Origin of the sequence: Paenibacillus polymyxa, from assembly GCF_018614975.1 — a bacterium.
GTDB classification, from domain to species: Bacteria; Bacillota; Bacilli; order Paenibacillales; family Paenibacillaceae; genus Paenibacillus; species Paenibacillus polymyxa_E.
This window is the reverse complement of sequence record NZ_JAGGNR010000027.1, coordinates 1-16406: the sequence shown is the minus strand read 5'-3', so window position 1 is coordinate 16406 and position 16406 is coordinate 1. Positions and strand designations below refer to the sequence as shown.

Below are 16406 nucleotides of genomic sequence, written 5' to 3'. Positions count from 1 at the left end.
TAACAGCACCAGTTTACCGTGATGTTGAATCCATTCGAGTAGATGTTCCATGAATTCATTCCTTTCGGTAGAAGGATTCCGAGGCATGCTGCCTATGATTGTTCGTTTATTTTCCCCCGTACATGTGAAAAAATACCCTTACGCCTCACAGATCTAACGATTGTGTGAAGGATGCATAAATAGCAGTCGATTCCATCACAATAGTAGCATTTCCAACAGAAATCCAAGATTGGAGAGTGCTTGTTATGGATAAACAAACAGAATTGACGCGGAAGCTGCTACTGAACAGCAACTCCCGTGGAGTCGTGGACGAAGTTGTATCCTTTGAAGAGAACCTGGAGGATACGGAGTATGCAGAAGAACTGACAGATGGCAATTTGAAGGGAAGAAGTTTCTGGGACAATAGTGATTCGGGTCATGAGCATGAGTGGAATGGACGGGTGGAGACCCACGAGATGTTCCGCAGAAGCTACGAATAGCGATCCTGCAACCCTTGGTTGGAATTCCAAAAGATAAAAGATATCCGGGCCAGCTGTCATCAGCGTGGCTCATTTTTTTTGCGCTTATCATCCGATAAAATGCAGACTAGCATTCGACGTAGACAGGGTTCTTACTTACGTTGACTTGCAGGTTACGGGATGATAATATATGAATAACATCTTAATACACACTAAACTTATCGGATTATATATATATATTTAATAAATGAAGCTTAACAGGCTAAGCCTGGAAAGGGGAAAACGTATGGAACGTCAGATCAGTATCCGTCATGGACAGGAAGAATTAACAGCCACGATTCATTATCCGGTTGTGAAAGATATTAAGGAGGGGAAGAGTCAGCAACGCGTACCTCTGGCAGTGATCTGCCACGGCTTCGTTGGTAGTCGGATCGGCGTGGACCGTTTGTTTGTAAAGACTGCACGGGAGCTGGCTGAAGACGGTTATCTGGTGCTGCGTTTCGATTATATCGGTTGCGGAGAGAGCAGCGGGGAGTATGGAGCGGAGGGACTGGAGTCCATGGTGCTGCAGACCCGTTCGGTGCTGGATTACGCGGTGAATTGCAGTGATGTAGATCCTACGCGTGTTACACTGATTGGTCATAGTCTGGGTGGTGCCGTTGCATTGCTAACTGCTGTACGTGACAAACGTGTTAAAAACCTGGTGATGTGGTCCTCCGTGGGTTATCCATTCAATGATATTGTGAAGATTACGGGACGGGAAGTATACGACGAAGGGGTCAAACAGGGTGCGGCTGATTATCTCGGATACAAATTCACACCGACGTTCTTCGAGTCTCTTGCTGAACATCAGCCATTCCAGGAAGCAGTTAAGTTTAGCGGAGATGTACTCGTCGTACATGGCACCTCAGATGAGATCATTCCAGTAGACTACGCATTCCTGTATCAAAAGGTATTCTGGATGCGCCAAGAGGGCCGCTGTGACAAGGAGATCATCTTCCAGGGCGATCACACCTTCTCTTCAGGTAAAGAGCGGGAACAGCTCATTACGCGTACCAGAGAGTGGCTTGGCGAACGTCAGAAGATCGAGCAGGATTGGCAGCACTGGATGATATAGGTGGCAGGATTACAACTGCTTGGGGATGTCGGCTTGGAAAAGCGCCTTCTTAAGGGTAAAATAGAGGAGTAAGCATTCTATCCGTGTCTGGAGGTTGGCAGCAATGACATTACCCGCACTTTTCATTGCGCATGGTTCTCCCGCTCTGGCGGTGGAGAGCAATGACTACACTCACTTCTTGAACCAGCTTGGAGACAGGCTGCCGGCTCCGAAAGCCATTGTTGTATTTACGGCGCATTGGGATTGTCCTGAACCGTCCGTGACGATGGATGATACACATCAGACCTTGCATGATTTTTACGGATTTCCTTCTACGATGTATACGATGGAGTACCCTGCATCTGGGCAGCCAGATTTAGCAAACGAGATATGTGCTCTGTTCACCCGCAGCAATCTGGCACATCAGAAGATTCGAGGCCGAGGGCTGGATCATGGTGTATGGGTACCGTTGCTCCATATGTATCCCGAGGCTAATATCCCTGTGATCGCTGTATCTGTAGACTCGCTGCGTACGCCGCAGGAACAGTATGATATTGGCCGAATGCTGGAACAGCTGCGTCATGATGATGTGCTGATCATTGGCAGTGGTGGAACGGTTCACAATTTACGATTGTTGGGCAATACGGATGAACCGCAAGAGTGGGCGGTTGAATTTGATAACTGGATCGGGGAGCGCTTGGAGCAGTGGAACACAAGAGAGCTGTTTCAATATGAGAAAAAAGCCCCTCATGCACGCACGGCAGTTCCGTCGTATGGTACAGAACACCTTGCACCTTTGTTCTACGCCATGGGTACAGCGGATATGTCCCGATCAGCGAAGCGTCTATTCCAGTCTTACCCTTATGGAACACTAAGTTTGAACTGCTGGCAGTTTGGAGACGGCGTGTAACTTGGAACAGACAAGAGCCTGATTATGGCGTTTGAAGCCAGTTGGGTACGGGTAACATGTGTAAATGTATACAATTACAATATATAAACAAAAGAAGGTTCCTGTACACCCTTAATGGGGCTAAAGGAACCTTCTTTCAATCGAGGACTTATTCATGCAATAGATCTTTATTTGCGGATTTCGAACAATTCACAGTCTGTACGGGAATGATAAGCGAGCTCACTGACACTGGATTGTACAACTACGGTGTTGCTGTCAAAACGGATAATGATGCCACCGGAGTCAATCTGGTGATTATCTTTAAAAACTCGAACCTTATACTTCATATTCATGGCTTCCTGGAAGTCCGCATCGGTCTCGAGACGTCGCTGGGTCGGCATATCGTGTACTCCTTTGAAGTTCAACTTTATTTCATCATAATACGGTTTTCTGTCGATGGGCAAGTCAGGCAGAGCATCCAGGCTATTTTTTAAAAGTAAAAAGCCCTGCTCTCCAGGGGGATTGGGAGCAGGGCCGAGAATTCTATGAATGATTGCTTAAGCTGTTTTTTGAGTTGGGCTAATGGTTGGTGTGTCTTTAGGATGATTACCTTTGTTGCGAGTGATCAATCCGCGAAGGTAAGGCAGTACCCAGTGATCCAAACCGATTTTACCTGCATTCGCACCAGCAACAACCAGGAAGATTTGCATCAGAACCAGTTGAGCGTTCGTGCTTACTGTACCCGAGAAGAGGAACGCGAAGTTCATTACGAGAGCCATCAGGGCAGCCAGTGTTGTGAAGCAGCCAAGTATGAGCCCGACACCTACAAGGAATTCACCAAGAGGGATAATGAAGTCGAACAATCCGGCATTCGGTACAGCGAATTTTTCAAGGAAGGTTCCCCACCATGCTTGCACTGTAGGGTTTTCACCTGTTGCTTTTCCGACTGCTCCGGCGAGGAACCCGCCAGCTTGGAATCCGCCAGTCAATTTGCTCCATCCGTGAGTCATCCAATCATAACCGATATACACCCGAAGCACTGTCAAAATCCACATTGCTACTTTGTTTTCTCTAAGCCATTGGTTGAAGCTGAACATATGAACCACTCCTTCATGGAATCTAGTGTGTGTTGTTTTTGTTTTTCTAAGTGATCACCTTTGATGTCTTTATTGTATAGTTCAAAAGTTGTTTTGTTTGTGATTAAAATCACAATCTAGTTCAAATTTTAAGTAAGGTTTGAGAAGTTCACATTTAGTACATATTTTTCTCGCATTCCGCTGTTTCAAATGTGTATTTCAAGCTGTATCAAGGCCTTCTGGGCGCAGACAAATCGGATGGGGTGTGATTAAATGGAAAGAAATACGTGAAATGGTTGCCTACATGAGACATATATCACAACTTAGAACCAGGCCATATCGTTCAGGAGGTCCTATATTGAAGCTTTTTAAATGGAACAAAGTAGCATCGGCTGCATCCCTGTGTATTCTCGCATTGAGTCTTGTTGCCTGCCAAAACCAGGAGGCGACTCAAATGCCACTTCAGCCAGAACCGACACCTGCACCTGTACAAGAAGAACAGAACGTGGAGGAATCTAACACCTCTCTCTATACAGCACCTCTGACGGGGCTGCCTGTAGATGCAGCGATTACGCGTCGACCACTCGCCGTAATGATTAATAATGCACCAGCAGCTCGGCCCCAATCGGGTCTAAGCTCAGCCGATATCATTCTTGAAGTTCTCGCTGAGGGAGGCATTACCCGTTTCATAGCCATCTTCCAGAGTGAAGGTGGTGCGGAGACGGTTGGACCCGTTCGTAGTATACGTCCATATTTGATTGAGCTAGGCGAGAGTTATGATGGGATACTTGTTCACGCCGGAGGCAGTCCGGAGGCGTATTCCATTTTGCAAAGGCAGCAGAAACAGCATATGGATGAGATTTCGAATGGTGGGCCGTATTTCTGGCGTTCCTCGGATCGTAAAGCACCACATAATCTGTATACTTCAGCGGACAAGCTGAGAGAAGGAGCCGATATCAAGGGCTATAGCCATGATTTCAAGTCTCCCGTATACATCTATAATGAAGAAGGCGCGACATCCGCAGGAGAGGCAGTGAAACAATTCGATATCCATTATTTATTGGATAGTTACCGGGTAACGTATGATTATGATGAAGTTAGCGGACGATATATGAGAATGGTGAATGGTAAGGCAGATCAGGATTTGGATAATGGGACTCAACTTGGCACAGCGAACATCATTGTGGCAGGTGCAGATCACAAGGTGCTCGATAGTGTAGGACGGTTGTCCGTTAATGTGGAACAGGGCGGAGAAGCCATGTTGTTTCAGAAGGGCAAGATGATTCGTGGGCAGTGGGTCAAGAAGCAGGGGGACATTATACGGTTTGTTCAAGGTGGCAGTGAAGTTGCTCTTGTGCCGGGTAAAACCTTTATCAGCATTGTTCCTAATCAACCGGAATTTTCTAGTCATGTGAAGCTGGCTGTGCAATAAAAGGATGTAATGAAAGAAAACGATGAAACATGTAACCATTTTGTCGTCGAAAAGGCATTATATTGTACATTAACGTAAAAAGTAGAATCGTGTCGATTTCATAATTCGATGTCGAATTGTAAACGTAGTGTAAAATCTTAACTTGAATTTACCATTATTCCAAATAATTAAGATTCATTTCAGATTAATGTGATAAGAATATAAAAAAGGATCACACCTTTTGTACAAACCATGAAACAAATATGATAAGATATCAAAGGTTGTCATTTCATGTTTCATCGGTTATCGGCAATTTCTCGTAAAGGGGATAGGGGTATGAAGTTTAAGAAGAAGAAGGATATATTTTTTGAAACACTGGAGAACATGGCAGATACGGTTGTTCAAGCGGCAGATTATTTCTCCCAGCAAATCTCCAACCTTCAGGATGTGACTCTTTTTGCCAATGAAATGAAGAAGTACGAGTCGAAATGTGATGATTACGTGCATACGATTATTACAGAACTCAACAAAACATTTATCACGCCGATCGAACGCGATGATATTATGGAGCTGACAACGACACTTGATGACGTATTGGACGGACTCGAAGCAACGGCTTCCCGTTTCTATATGTACCAACTGACAGATCCGGACGAATATATCGTTCAATTCGCTGAAATTTTGCGCCAATCGGCTTACGAAATTCAGAAGGCCATTCATTTGCTGTCTCAGAAAAAATTGCTGGCGATTCGTGAGTACACGATTCGATTGAATGATCTGGAAAATCAGGGCGATGAAGTGTTGCGCATGTGTATCAAGAACCTTTTCGCTACCGTGCCTGATCCGATTGAATTGATCAAACGTAAGGAAATTTACGAACGTCTTGAGACAACAACGGATGCTTGTGAACACGTAGCGAATGTGCTCGAATCCATCATCATGCGTAATTCTTAAGGAGCCAGAGAATAATGGAAACAACGATTTGGGTATTAGGTTTAGTCGTCTTCCTTGCACTGGCGTTTGACTTCATCAACGGTTTTCACGACACGGCCAATGCCATTGCCACTTCAGTATCGACACGAGCACTAACGCCACGTCGCGCGATCCTATTGGCAGCGGTAATGAACTTTGTCGGTGCGATGATGTTTACAGGCGTTGCGAAGACGATTGGGGGGAGTGTGACAGACCCCAGCACGCTGGATAACGGGATCGAGGTCGTCATAGTCACCTTGATCGCTGCGATTATCTGGAACCTGGTTACATGGTGGTTTGGTATTCCGTCTTCCTCATCACACGCACTTATCGGAGCCCTTGCAGGTGCCGTGCTCGTTGGCGCAGGAGCTGAAAAAGTGAAGTGGAGCGGATTCATTGATATCGTTGGAGGTTTGCTATTATCACCTCTGATCGCATTTGCTATCGGTTATGCGGTCATGACGATTCTCAAATACATTTTCGCCAAGCGCAGTCCGCATAACGTGAATAAAGGTTTCCGTACGGTACAGATTTTCACGGCTGCACTGCAAGCCTTCACACATGGTACGAATGATGCACAGAAAGCGATGGGTATTATTACGTTTGCTTTGGTTGCAGCAGGTGTACAAGATCATCTGGAAGTGCCGCTGTGGGTTAAAATTTCAGCAGCAACCGCGATGGCTCTGGGTACATCCATTGGTGGTTGGAAAATCATCAAAACGATGGGTACCAAAATCTTTAAAATTGAACCGATTAACGGATTTGCCGCGGATCTGTCAGCTGCTTCCGTTATTTTCACAGCAACGTTGCTTCACCTTCCAGTTAGTACAACGCACGCCATCACATCAGCTATTCTGGGTGTAGGTTCCGCGAAACGTTTCTCTGCTGTGAAATGGGGACTTGCTGGACGTATCATTATTACGTGGTTCATTACAATTCCGATTACTGCGGGACTGGCAGGATTGCTCTACTGGATTATTTTCTAAAAAGAGATCCGGAACGAATTCGGGGTTAACAGACAATCTGTTCATAACTGTGTGAATATCGGGATATGTGGATAATTATACAACCAAAATCAAGAGACGCCTGTGCATGAACGTGTGGACAGGCTGGATATGTGGATAGCCATCCGTGGAATGATAAACCAAAATAAGATATTCCTGTGGATACAGGAAACTGTGGATAGGGAAATGAGAGAAGCCAACAGGGTTGGCTTTTTTTGTTGTCGAGTTTGAAGGTACCTGTGTACAATAACGTAAAGATACAGGACAAGGATGTGATCTGATTTATGATTCGTACACTCGCCATTACACGAGAGCATCAAGTCTCCGTTAACGTACCACTTACACAGTTGGATCTGAACGATTACGCCTGGGTATGGGCCGATTTTAACGAGCCAACGGAAGAGGAAAGCCGTTTGCTGGATACATATTTTAATTTTCACCCATTAGCTATAGAGGACTGTATGCATATATTGCAACGGCCCAAGCTTGATTATTATGATAATTTGCAGTTTCTTGTGCTGCATGCACTGAACCCATCCACACTGGAAGCCGAGGAGGTTGACTTGTTTCTCGGATCAAACTTCCTAGTGTCTTTTCATCATGGCGTACTGGAGGAAGTGGATGAAGCGTGGGAACGCTTGTTGCACCATGCACATGAACGAACCATCTGGGCGCGAGGTCCGGTGGCAGCAGCCTATACGGTGATGGATAAGCTGGTCGATCATTATTTTCCGTCTCTATTTGCGATTGAGGATGAACTGGCTGAACTGGAGAACCGGGGGGGACAAGAGTCGGTTGAAGACTTGATGAACCAGGTGTTTGATCTGCGGACTCGATTGCTGAAGCTCAGACGAACGGTAGTACCGATGCGGGATCTGCTCTATCGGGTGGTTAACTCCCAGCATGTGCAGCGAACAGGTGAACATACGGCTTATTTTACCGATATCTATGACCATTTATTGAAGCTGACGGACATGATTGAAGCCGATCGGGAGATGACCGCTGATCTGCGCGACAGTTATATTTCCCTGAACTCCAACCGGATGAATCAGATCATGAAGACACTCACGGTAATAACGACGGTATTTATGCCGCTCACACTGATCGCGGGTATCTATGGCATGAACTTTGCCTATATGCCTGAGCTTCAATGGAAGTTTGGGTATGGTGCGGTGCTGTTGTTAATGTTTGTGCTTGGCGGCAGCATGGTGGCCTGGTTTGTGAAGCGGGGATGGTTTAAGTAAGAAAATGAAATGTTACATCTTACTGCTCTGAACGCCGCTTTTTTCCAGAAAGCTTAGAGTCAGGCGTTTCAGTCTTCATGAAAAAGGCCACTGAGCAATGATCTCAGGCAGGAATGGAATAACCTGTCGGTAGATGATGTTGCCTAGGTGGCCTTTCTGATCCTTGTGTAGATGTCTAGAAATATTCTATCCACATGTGAATAAGTTTTCGCTGAAACGAGCTGTGTATAACTTACGACGATTTCCTGTTACTCCACTTCAAGGACAAAAGAAGTTGTTGCCGCCGCTTGACCATTCACAACAATCGTTAGCGTATGTAGTCCAGCATAGTATTTCCTCGTTGTAATGATTTTGAACGATTGTTTGGTGGCTACCTTGGTTCTGCCTGTCGGGTACATTTTATCGGAGCATTTGAACCGTTTGGGTGCCTGCTTGCCGTTTGCCTTCATATAACCCATCTCATATTCAATTCGCAGCATCTGTGACTCGCCGCTCTTATTAACGACATCAAACGAAAAATGAAGATCTTCGCCAATAGCGACTGTATCATGAGCAAGCTGAAGCTGCTCAATGTGAATCGAATCCTGCTCGTTATAACCAAAAAGACTTAGTGCTTGACTATGTCCTTTCTTCAGTAATGACCTGCTGGCATGCCGGACAATCCAGTCTGTGTGTACATGTTGTCCGTACCAGGTCGTGGCCAGATCCATAACCAGTTCAGGGTGGTCCTTGGAGATGTCATTCAGATGATTGGCGACACTTTTGCGAACATAGAGGGACTCGTCCTGTTTCAATGCATGCAGAATCGGAAGTACAGGTGTTGGATCAGTAATAAAGTTCTGGAGTTTGGCACCCCATGGCAAACGTGGCCGGCTGCCCTCACTGGCAAGTCTGCGGATATGCTCGTTGTTGCTCTCTGCCCACGCCATCATATGTTTCATCGTTTGAATTGGATAACGTTCAATAAACGGGCGTACCGCGAACTCGGAGCTGGAATAAGGTGTGAAGACGGTCAGATACTTCATGGATAATTCGTAATCTTCTAGGTCAAGTCCATTCACTTCGATAAAATCCGGCACAAAAAGATATTCAACGCCTCTCATATTGGGGGCTGCTTGTTCGATGATAGGTAATGCTTCCTCATAATTGTCGGGGAGTACTGCAGTCAAGGCCAGTGTGATTCTGCGAATGCGTGCTTTGAATTCCAACTGTTCCCAGCCTTCAGCGAAAACCAATTCATGAAATTGCTGTGTATCCAGCTTCGGGTAGAATTGACGCAACTGTTCGCCGGTCCGACCGATTAATGCGGGAGTGTATTTGTCTTTGATAAGTTCCATGGTCCGCCTCCTTTAGTTACTATCCAGTATACCTCAAATTACAGGGATAAGAACGTAAGTTCCTAAACTTTATTTGTATACGGATGAACGTTGTTAAGGCACCCGCCTTCTGTAAGGGGGTGCCTGAATTTTTTTAACCTTTGCGACTTTTGGGACGGCGCTTCGTGGAATTGGATTTGCGACGGACTGGAGTTGTATTGCGGCGACGTGGCACATTCGTTGTTTTATTCTGACGCTTACGCGTACGTTTTCGGGACGGCTTATATTCTTCATAGTCTGCATCAGCTGCGCTGTTATTTGATTTTCCTTTTCCAAAAGGCAGAATGCCCATAACGAGCTTCATCATCGGAGCCATCTGCTGGATGCCACCAACGACCTTTTGCATTTTGCCTATTCCACTCATGATCCCATCAATACCGCCGAAGCGGTCGATCATTCCTTTTAACTCACCGATGTTGGCTAATGAAAAGCCGGTACTGCCAGTAGCAGGCGCCGTTACCGGAGCTGGGGGAACAACCTGAGCTGCACCTCCATAAAAGTTCCCGCCAGCCACACCCTGCCCATAGGGTACGACTGCAGAAGCTTCGACTTCACCAAAGCCCGGGTAGTGTGGTTCTACGCCAGGATACATCGGTTGAATCTGAGTTTCATTTAAAGACCGCGGAACCACACCGGGCGGCATATAGGCAGAAGTATGTGCCTGCCGATGAGCATGAGAAGACGGACGCTGCCCTGGTGCTGGCTGGCGGTGATAATAATGCTGTGGCATGAACAATCACGTTCCTTCTATTGGATTTCGGAATTGCGTTCCATGAGTTGCATGACAGATGTACATCATAGACCCTTGTGGAACTCCCTTTTGTTATACTGTATGTCATTCGCGGAGAGACGGCGTAGGCGGGTATCCCGGAAAACGGGATATTTGCGGATTTGGGCGCATGTAAGTTGGCAGGTTCACGAAGAGTAAAATGCAGTTTGGACACAAAATTGTCACATTTAGGGGGATTGAAAACCTACATAAGTAATCGGATATATACAGGTGAAAACTGGGAAAAAGCGTGGGAATTTCGCCCGATGTGCGTGAGGGGAGGACAATAGTACCTTTTGTAAGCGGTAACATGTATTTTTATTCTGTAGTGCGTGAAATCGGTAACGCTTGAAATACCAACTCAGGGTGAGTACAATGTAGGTACACAGTAACCGCTAGGGGATGATGATGAAATGCAGCTGAAAAAGCTAAATGATAAAAGCATTGAACAACTATTTGAGGCTATTTTGACTCTAAAAGATATTGAAGAGTGTTATGTTTTCTTTGATGACCTCTGCACGGTAAACGAGATCCAATCCATGTCCCAGCGGCTGGAAGTGGCACGAATGTTGGGTAAAGGCAATACGTATAACCAGATTGAAGCAGAGACAGGCGCGAGTACAGCCACGATTTCACGTGTGAAACGCTGCCTGAATTACGGCAATGATGGTTATAAAATGACGCTGGAACGCCTGGGACGCTAACATGAAGAAGCCGGGTGTACTCATCATTAGTCACGGTTCACAGGAGCAGACCTGGGTGGAATCCGTCGATGACGCGATCTCCCGGTTGAATCTGCCTGTTCCATTACCAGTTGAAGCCGGTTTTCTTGAACTTGTGGAAGGACGTCTAATCCAGGACGGTATCAACCGACTGGAAGCACAAGGCGTAACGGATATTCTGGTCGTACCTCTATTTGTTTCGTCTGGAAGTACTCATGTAGATGAAATTGAATTTGCCATTGGTGCAAAGGCAGCACCTGAGCGAGAAACGGATCTGGAACCTTTCGAGGTCACAGCCCGGGTTCATTTTGGTTATCCAGTGGATAACGATCCGGATATTGCCGTAATGGTGTGGGACAAAGTTCGATTGCTGTCACAGCAACCCGAGGAAGAAACCATTCTGCTGGTAGGACATGGAAGTATTCATGATGGTTTTCGCGACCGTTGGGAAGCCGGAATTTCTTCCCTCGCAGAGCGTGTGCAGGAAGTTAGTGGTGTAGCCCATACAGATTATGCATTGCTGAATCCGGAGAGTCTGTACGATAAAGTGAAGTACTGGAACGAAGAGCGGGGGAACCGAGTCATTGTGGCGCCGCTGTTTTTGAGTGCCGGTTATTTCACGAGGAATGTTATCCCGGATCGGTTGCAGGAACTGGACTATGTGTACAGCGGTGAGACACTGTTGCCACATCCATTGCTTGGGCAGTGGCTAGAGCGCCAGATCCAGATTTTGCTGGAGAGATGTAATGAGGTTAAAGCTTCTTCTTGAAGTGATCGCTTTGGCATAGGTGTGTGATCGCATCGCTCGCAGTAATGTCGCATCAATTGATTTGAACTCCATAGCTTCATCAATCATCAAACCACGTCCTTTGACGTGGTTTTTTGTGAGTGGAGGCCGGAAAAGGAGCGCATGTTATCCATCGGTGGAGGAAGTGGGCAGATGGTGATTGGCAGTCTGGACGGTGAGATAAGCTTTAAACCTTTGCTGGATCAAGCTTTCCAACATGTGAAATACAAGTTGAATGTTCTAAGCGATATTGATGCCTGGCTGAAAAGTCATATCATCCCCATTCTGATGCTTAATGCGGTGAGCTTTAATCAGGAGCGTGAGTTGATCAAGTTGGACGGGAACAGAAAGCAAATTCAACATATGATTAGGGCGATGGATGAGGGCTTCAAGGTGCTTGAGGCTATGGACATAACGATTACACCGGAGATTCAGGCTAAACTGATTGCGGGTTCTTTTGGAGAGATTGAGGCGTTAAATAATGCTAACATATGAAAATCCCCTCAAGTGAACTGTTCACTTGAAGGGGATTTTTTTATCTAAACCAGGCTTTGTTTAAATTGTTGGTGAAATTGTTATCGTTGAAAGGTACGTTGGCGCTGCCAAAGTTTGTCGTGTTGAGTGCATTTCGTGCCGCAGAAGTCAGATCGTCCCATCCGATTAAAGGTTGTGTTCCCCCAACAGCGTTGGTAACGCCAAGCTCATGGTTCAGCGGCCAGGTACTATTATAGGAAATCAACGGATGGTTACCTTGTGTATTGTTATTGCTCGGTGTGACTTTGGTGAACTGGCCGTGACCGGAATATGCGATAGAGAGGATTTTTGGAGTGGGAGCTGCCGGATTATCGACCCATACGACGATTCCTTCCCAATCATGACGATGACCGAGTCCGGAGGAAGGGGAGTCTTTGGGGAAATACCACGAATACATGATAGCCCACACCCCATTGTGCCATGCGGAGCGGGAGTAGATCTGCCCTGTACTTGAGCTGCAGTTTCCATTCGATGACCCGGACGTATTCAAGCCCGCACTGGTATTGCCCTGCTGATCCACTGCGGGGAAAGGCACGCATCCATGATAGACTTTTAGAAATGGCTGAAAACGCTTGGCTGCTTGTTGTGTCACGGTAACTGGTGAGACTTCCTGAAATCCAACAACCTGATCATGATTAATTTCTGCTGCTTCAACAATGGTGACCCAAGGAATACATGCCATAAGAAAGACCAGGAGCATTAACACGATTTTCTTCATTCACAATTCTCCTTCACGGGTATGATGTGGTGCTAAGCTGAGGGTGCACTAAGACTATAGTGGAAAAAGGTTTATGTTATTTATCTTTTCATCTTAAGATTTGTAAATTTGTAGCATATCTATGTCTTAATCATATGAAGGTAAGCGAAATCGAAGACTAATTCCTGTCCAAGCGGGCAGAATGGTTGATTAATGAGACTTATTTTACATAAAAGGTAGTGGGGAAGATTCAGGATCGGTGCAGGAGGTTTATTGGGTAATGGATGGATTAGTGGATACATATATGTAAAAATATACTTATAGATTACAGGCTAGGACATCTTTACATTTGATGATATGATAGGAGTTAAAGGCTTTGGAATGAGACGTAATTCCTGATGCATAGATATAGGTAAGACGAAGGATTAGAGCAACATTAACGGAAGTTCATTGTTGTGTTAAAAATATGCCCTTTTGTGGACTGATGCAACGTAAGAATATGTGGTCGTTCAGACTCATGGATAATGTGGAATAGGTGGCGTATGAGATGAAAAAAGCTCGTTTAATATATAATCCGACCTCAGGCCGGGAAGAAATGAAGAAACGTCTGGCTGATATTTTGCAGCGTTTGGATCAAGGTGGTATTGAAGCTTCATGTCACGCAACAACGGGTGAAGGTGACGCAACCCGGGAAGCTGAACTTGCAATTGAGCGCGGCTATGACATGATTATTGCTGCTGGTGGCGATGGCACGTTGTACGAGGTTATTAACGGTATGGCCGAGCGGGAGAACCGTCCTCCGCTGGGTGTGTTTCCTTTGGGAACAACAAATGATTTTGCACGTGCACTCAGCATTCCGAGACAGTGGGAAGATTACGTGGATCTGGTCATTAACCAGCAGCTTCGTCCGCTCGATCTGGGCAAAGCGAATGATAAATATTTTATCAACATCGCCGGTGGCGGCTCACTGACTGAACTGACCTATGAAGTACCGAGTCGTCTGAAAACGATGATTGGGCAACTGGCCTATTATATGAAGGGTATTGAGAAAATGGCGAGCCTGTCTCCTCAGGAGCTGATTATTCGCGCCGACGGTCAGGAAGAGATCCATGATGAATTCATGTTATTCCTCATCGCCAATACCAATTCGGTAGGAGGTTTCGAGAAGTTGGCTCCGGGTGCAACTATTGATGATGGTCTGTTCGATGTGATCGGTGTCCGCAAATGTAATCTGGCTGACATGATCCGCCTCGTAACGCTTGCGCTGCGTGGGGAGCATCTGAACGACAAGAAGGTCGTTCATTTCCAGACGAGTCATATGGAAGTTACGTCGCCGGGCTATGTGCAACTGAACCTCGATGGAGAGTTGGGCGGCACGCTGCCAGCTACGTTTACGAATTTGCGTCATCATCTGATGTTGTATCGTTAAATACTAAAAAGAAAGAAGTGAATGTACGTTGTCTAATACGAACCGCAGCGGTCGTGGAAAAAACCGCCGGAATTCGGCTGCCTCTCAGGGGCTAGGGAACGCTTCAGCGTCCCGTCAGCCAAGTCAATCATCTCGTCCATCACCACGTCAGCAGGGAAAAGAGGTGCGGCCACAAGGCGCATCTCTTTCTGCCGTTCGTCCTAAGGGGAGAACGCGTGAATCTGCACCAATCGAAGGACTGCCCGTTAGTAAAAATGAAGAGACCGTCATCGACATCATTGGCATGAACCATGACGGTGAGGGAGTAGGTCGTGCGAATGGATACACGCTCTTTGTGCAGGGTGCGCTTCCAGGTGAAACCGTTCGTGTGCGTGTAATGAAAACCAAGAAGCAGTACGGCTACGCCAAATTGCTGGAGATCGTGAAAGCAAGCCCGGATCGTGTGTTCGCGCCTTGCCCGATCTACGATCAGTGCGGCGGCTGCCAGATCCAGCATATGAGCTATTCCGGTCAGCTTGCGTGGAAACGCCAGTTGGTGGTCGATAATTTGCAACGTATTGGCAAGCTGAACGTGATGGTGGAGGATGCGGAGACGCTGGCATCCAACGTGCAGGAAGATGAAGAGGGAGCCGAACAGCGTGTGCAGGATGACGCTTCAGTTGGTGATGCGAATCAGACAACTGAACTGGCTACTTCTGAAGTACAAATGATCGGCAGCAATCGTATTCGACTTCGCCTCGAAGGTGTTATGAACGAAGAAGATACGGAGCAGGGCATTCGCGTACTGCCTACGATGGGCATGGACGAGCCATGGCGCTATCGGAATAAGGCACAGGTGCCGATTGGAGCAGCTGAGGGTGGTCTGGTAGGTGGTTTTTACGCAAAAGGAAGTCATCGGATCATCGATATGGAGAGCTGCCTCATTCAGCATGAGCATAATGACGAAGTGGTCGCGAAGGTTAAGGAGATCGGCAGTCATTTGGGAATCAGCGCATATAACGAAGAGACAGGCCGGGGTCTGCTCCGTCACGTGGTCGTGAAGAAGGCGTTCCGTACAGGCGAGATGATGCTTGTTCTGGTTACGAATGGTCGAGACATTCCGTACAAAGACGAATGGATTGGCAGTATCCGTGAAGCCATTCCGCATGTGGCGAGCATCTGCCAGAACGTGAACAAGAAACAGACCAACGTCATCTTTGGCGATGAGACCCGCGTCCTGTGGGGACGTGATGTAATCTATGATTATATCGGTGATGTGCAGTTTGCGATCTCTGCGCGTTCGTTCTATCAGGTGAATCCGGTGCAGACGGAAGTACTGTATGGGAAGACGGTAGAGTACGCAGGACTGAGTGGCAAAGAGACCGTAATTGATGCCTATTGCGGCATCGGGACGATTTCTCTTTTCCTCGCTCAACATGCGGATCAGGTGTATGGGGTCGAGATCGTGCCTGAAGCGATTGAGGATGCGCGTAGCAATGCTCTATTGAACGAGATGCGCAACGTCAAGTTCGAAGTTGGTGCATCCGAGGACGTAATCCCACGCTGGAAAGAACAAGGCATCGAAGCTGACGTGATCGTTGTCGATCCACCGCGCAAGGGCTGTGATCCACGTTTGCTGGATACAATCCTGGAGATGAAGCCGGAGCGAGTGGTGTACGTGAGCTGTAATCCGAGTACGTTGGCACGTGATCTTCGTGTGCTGGAGGATGGCGGATATCGAACGGTTGAGGTAACGCCAGTGGATATGTTCCCGCATACAGTACATGTGGAGAGTGTAGCGATGTTGGTTAGGGAGTAGTGTTTTGAAGCTACATTTACCTGTTTGCGCGCCTAGCCAAGCTAGACACAACTAGCCGGTGAAAGTCCGGTCGAGGTAAGAGCCAAGTCGCCTCGTAGCTGACGGGCAGCTGGTGGAGAAATCCTAAGGTTGAAGCCCCGTGAC

General features: G+C 46.8%; 17 protein-coding genes. 12 read left to right on the top strand and 5 right to left on the bottom strand.

The window, feature by feature from the left end; translation table 11 throughout:
- Nucleotides 1-245 precede the first annotated feature (245 nt).
- The 3 genes from J7E78_RS20700 to J7E78_RS20690 all read left to right on the top strand — a co-directional run bounded on the left by J7E78_RS20700 (nt 246) and on the right by J7E78_RS20690 (nt 2464).
- A complete protein-coding gene (locus J7E78_RS20700) occupies nt 246-479 on the top strand; it encodes a hypothetical protein (protein WP_047840502.1) in 234 nt (77 codons plus the stop codon).
- Between the two features lie 265 nt (nt 480-744).
- Nucleotides 745-1575 (top strand): alpha/beta hydrolase, encoded by an 831-nt coding sequence (locus J7E78_RS20695; protein WP_215078005.1) that lies wholly within the window; start codon nt 745-747, stop codon nt 1573-1575.
- A gap of 103 nt (nt 1576-1678) precedes the next feature.
- On the top strand, nt 1679-2464 hold the full coding sequence (locus J7E78_RS20690) for a DODA-type extradiol aromatic ring-opening family dioxygenase (RefSeq protein WP_215078004.1): 786 nt from the start codon (nt 1679-1681) through the stop codon (nt 2462-2464).
- Nucleotides 2465-2631: 167 nt separating this feature from the next.
- On the opposite strand, the gene J7E78_RS20685 is transcribed toward J7E78_RS20690, so the two are convergent.
- Together J7E78_RS20685 and J7E78_RS20680 are read right to left on the bottom strand one after the other, a co-directional pair.
- Nucleotides 2632-2844 (bottom strand): hypothetical protein, encoded by a 213-nt coding sequence (locus J7E78_RS20685; protein WP_017690673.1) that lies wholly within the window; start codon nt 2842-2844, stop codon nt 2632-2634.
- Nucleotides 2845-3000: 156 nt separating this feature from the next.
- Nucleotides 3001-3540 (bottom strand): DoxX family protein, encoded by a 540-nt coding sequence (locus tag J7E78_RS20680; protein ID WP_215078003.1) that lies wholly within the window; start codon nt 3538-3540, stop codon nt 3001-3003.
- A gap of 337 nt (nt 3541-3877) precedes the next feature.
- On the opposite strand from J7E78_RS20680, the gene J7E78_RS20675 reads away from it, so the two are divergent.
- From J7E78_RS20675 to corA, 4 genes are all read left to right on the top strand, one after another.
- Entirely contained in the window at nt 3878-4951 is a 1074-nt protein-coding gene (locus tag J7E78_RS20675) for a DUF3048 domain-containing protein (protein ID WP_215078002.1), read from the top strand.
- A gap of 315 nt (nt 4952-5266) precedes the next feature.
- Nucleotides 5267-5884 carry a DUF47 domain-containing protein gene (locus J7E78_RS20670; protein ID WP_215078001.1) on the top strand — a complete coding sequence of 206 codons (618 nt, stop codon included), beginning with the start codon at nt 5267-5269 and terminating at the stop codon, nt 5882-5884.
- Between the two features lie 14 nt (nt 5885-5898).
- Nucleotides 5899-6888, top strand: coding sequence for an inorganic phosphate transporter (locus J7E78_RS20665; protein WP_215078000.1), 990 nt, complete (start codon nt 5899-5901; stop codon nt 6886-6888).
- 302 nt (nt 6889-7190) lie between these two features.
- Nucleotides 7191-8150 (top strand): magnesium/cobalt transporter CorA, encoded by a 960-nt coding sequence (gene corA / locus J7E78_RS20660; protein ID WP_215077999.1) that lies wholly within the window; start codon nt 7191-7193, stop codon nt 8148-8150.
- 248 nt (nt 8151-8398) lie between these two features.
- Here corA and J7E78_RS20655 read toward each other — a convergent pair whose 3' ends face one another.
- Nucleotides 8399-9487: a DNA alkylation repair protein gene (locus J7E78_RS20655; RefSeq protein ID WP_215077998.1), complete on the bottom strand. Its 1089-nt coding sequence runs from the start codon at nt 9485-9487 to the stop codon at nt 8399-8401.
- Nucleotides 9488-9620: 133 nt separating this feature from the next.
- Complete coding sequence (locus tag J7E78_RS20650; RefSeq protein ID WP_215077997.1) at nt 9621-10256, bottom strand: tyrosine protein kinase; 636 nt, start codon at nt 10254-10256, stop codon at nt 9621-9623.
- 452 nt (nt 10257-10708) lie between these two features.
- Between J7E78_RS20650 and J7E78_RS20645 the strand changes: the two genes are divergently transcribed.
- The 3 genes from J7E78_RS20645 (at nt 10709) to J7E78_RS20635 (ending at nt 12299) form a co-directional block, all read left to right on the top strand.
- Nucleotides 10709-10999, top strand: coding sequence for a YerC/YecD family TrpR-related protein (locus J7E78_RS20645; protein ID WP_017690665.1), 291 nt, complete (start codon nt 10709-10711; stop codon nt 10997-10999).
- A 1-nt stretch (nt 11000) separates the two neighbouring features.
- Complete coding sequence (locus tag J7E78_RS20640; protein ID WP_215077996.1) at nt 11001-11786, top strand: sirohydrochlorin chelatase; 786 nt, start codon at nt 11001-11003, stop codon at nt 11784-11786.
- A 141-nt stretch (nt 11787-11927) separates the two neighbouring features.
- On the top strand, nt 11928-12299 hold the full coding sequence (locus J7E78_RS20635) for a hypothetical protein (protein WP_215077995.1): 372 nt from the start codon (nt 11928-11930) through the stop codon (nt 12297-12299).
- A gap of 40 nt (nt 12300-12339) precedes the next feature.
- Here J7E78_RS20635 and J7E78_RS20630 read toward each other — a convergent pair whose 3' ends face one another.
- Nucleotides 12340-13056, bottom strand: a complete 717-nt coding sequence (locus tag J7E78_RS20630) for an NPP1 family protein (protein WP_215077994.1) — start codon at nt 13054-13056, stop codon at nt 12340-12342.
- 526 nt (nt 13057-13582) lie between these two features.
- On the opposite strand from J7E78_RS20630, the gene J7E78_RS20625 reads away from it, so the two are divergent.
- Together J7E78_RS20625 and rlmD are read left to right on the top strand one after the other, a co-directional pair.
- A complete protein-coding gene (locus J7E78_RS20625; RefSeq protein WP_215077993.1) occupies nt 13583-14464 on the top strand; it encodes a diacylglycerol kinase in 882 nt (293 codons plus the stop codon).
- Nucleotides 14465-14492: 28 nt separating this feature from the next.
- Nucleotides 14493-16262, top strand: coding sequence for a 23S rRNA (uracil(1939)-C(5))-methyltransferase RlmD (rlmD, locus tag J7E78_RS20620; protein ID WP_215077992.1), 1770 nt, complete (start codon nt 14493-14495; stop codon nt 16260-16262).
- Nucleotides 16263-16406 lie beyond the last annotated feature (144 nt).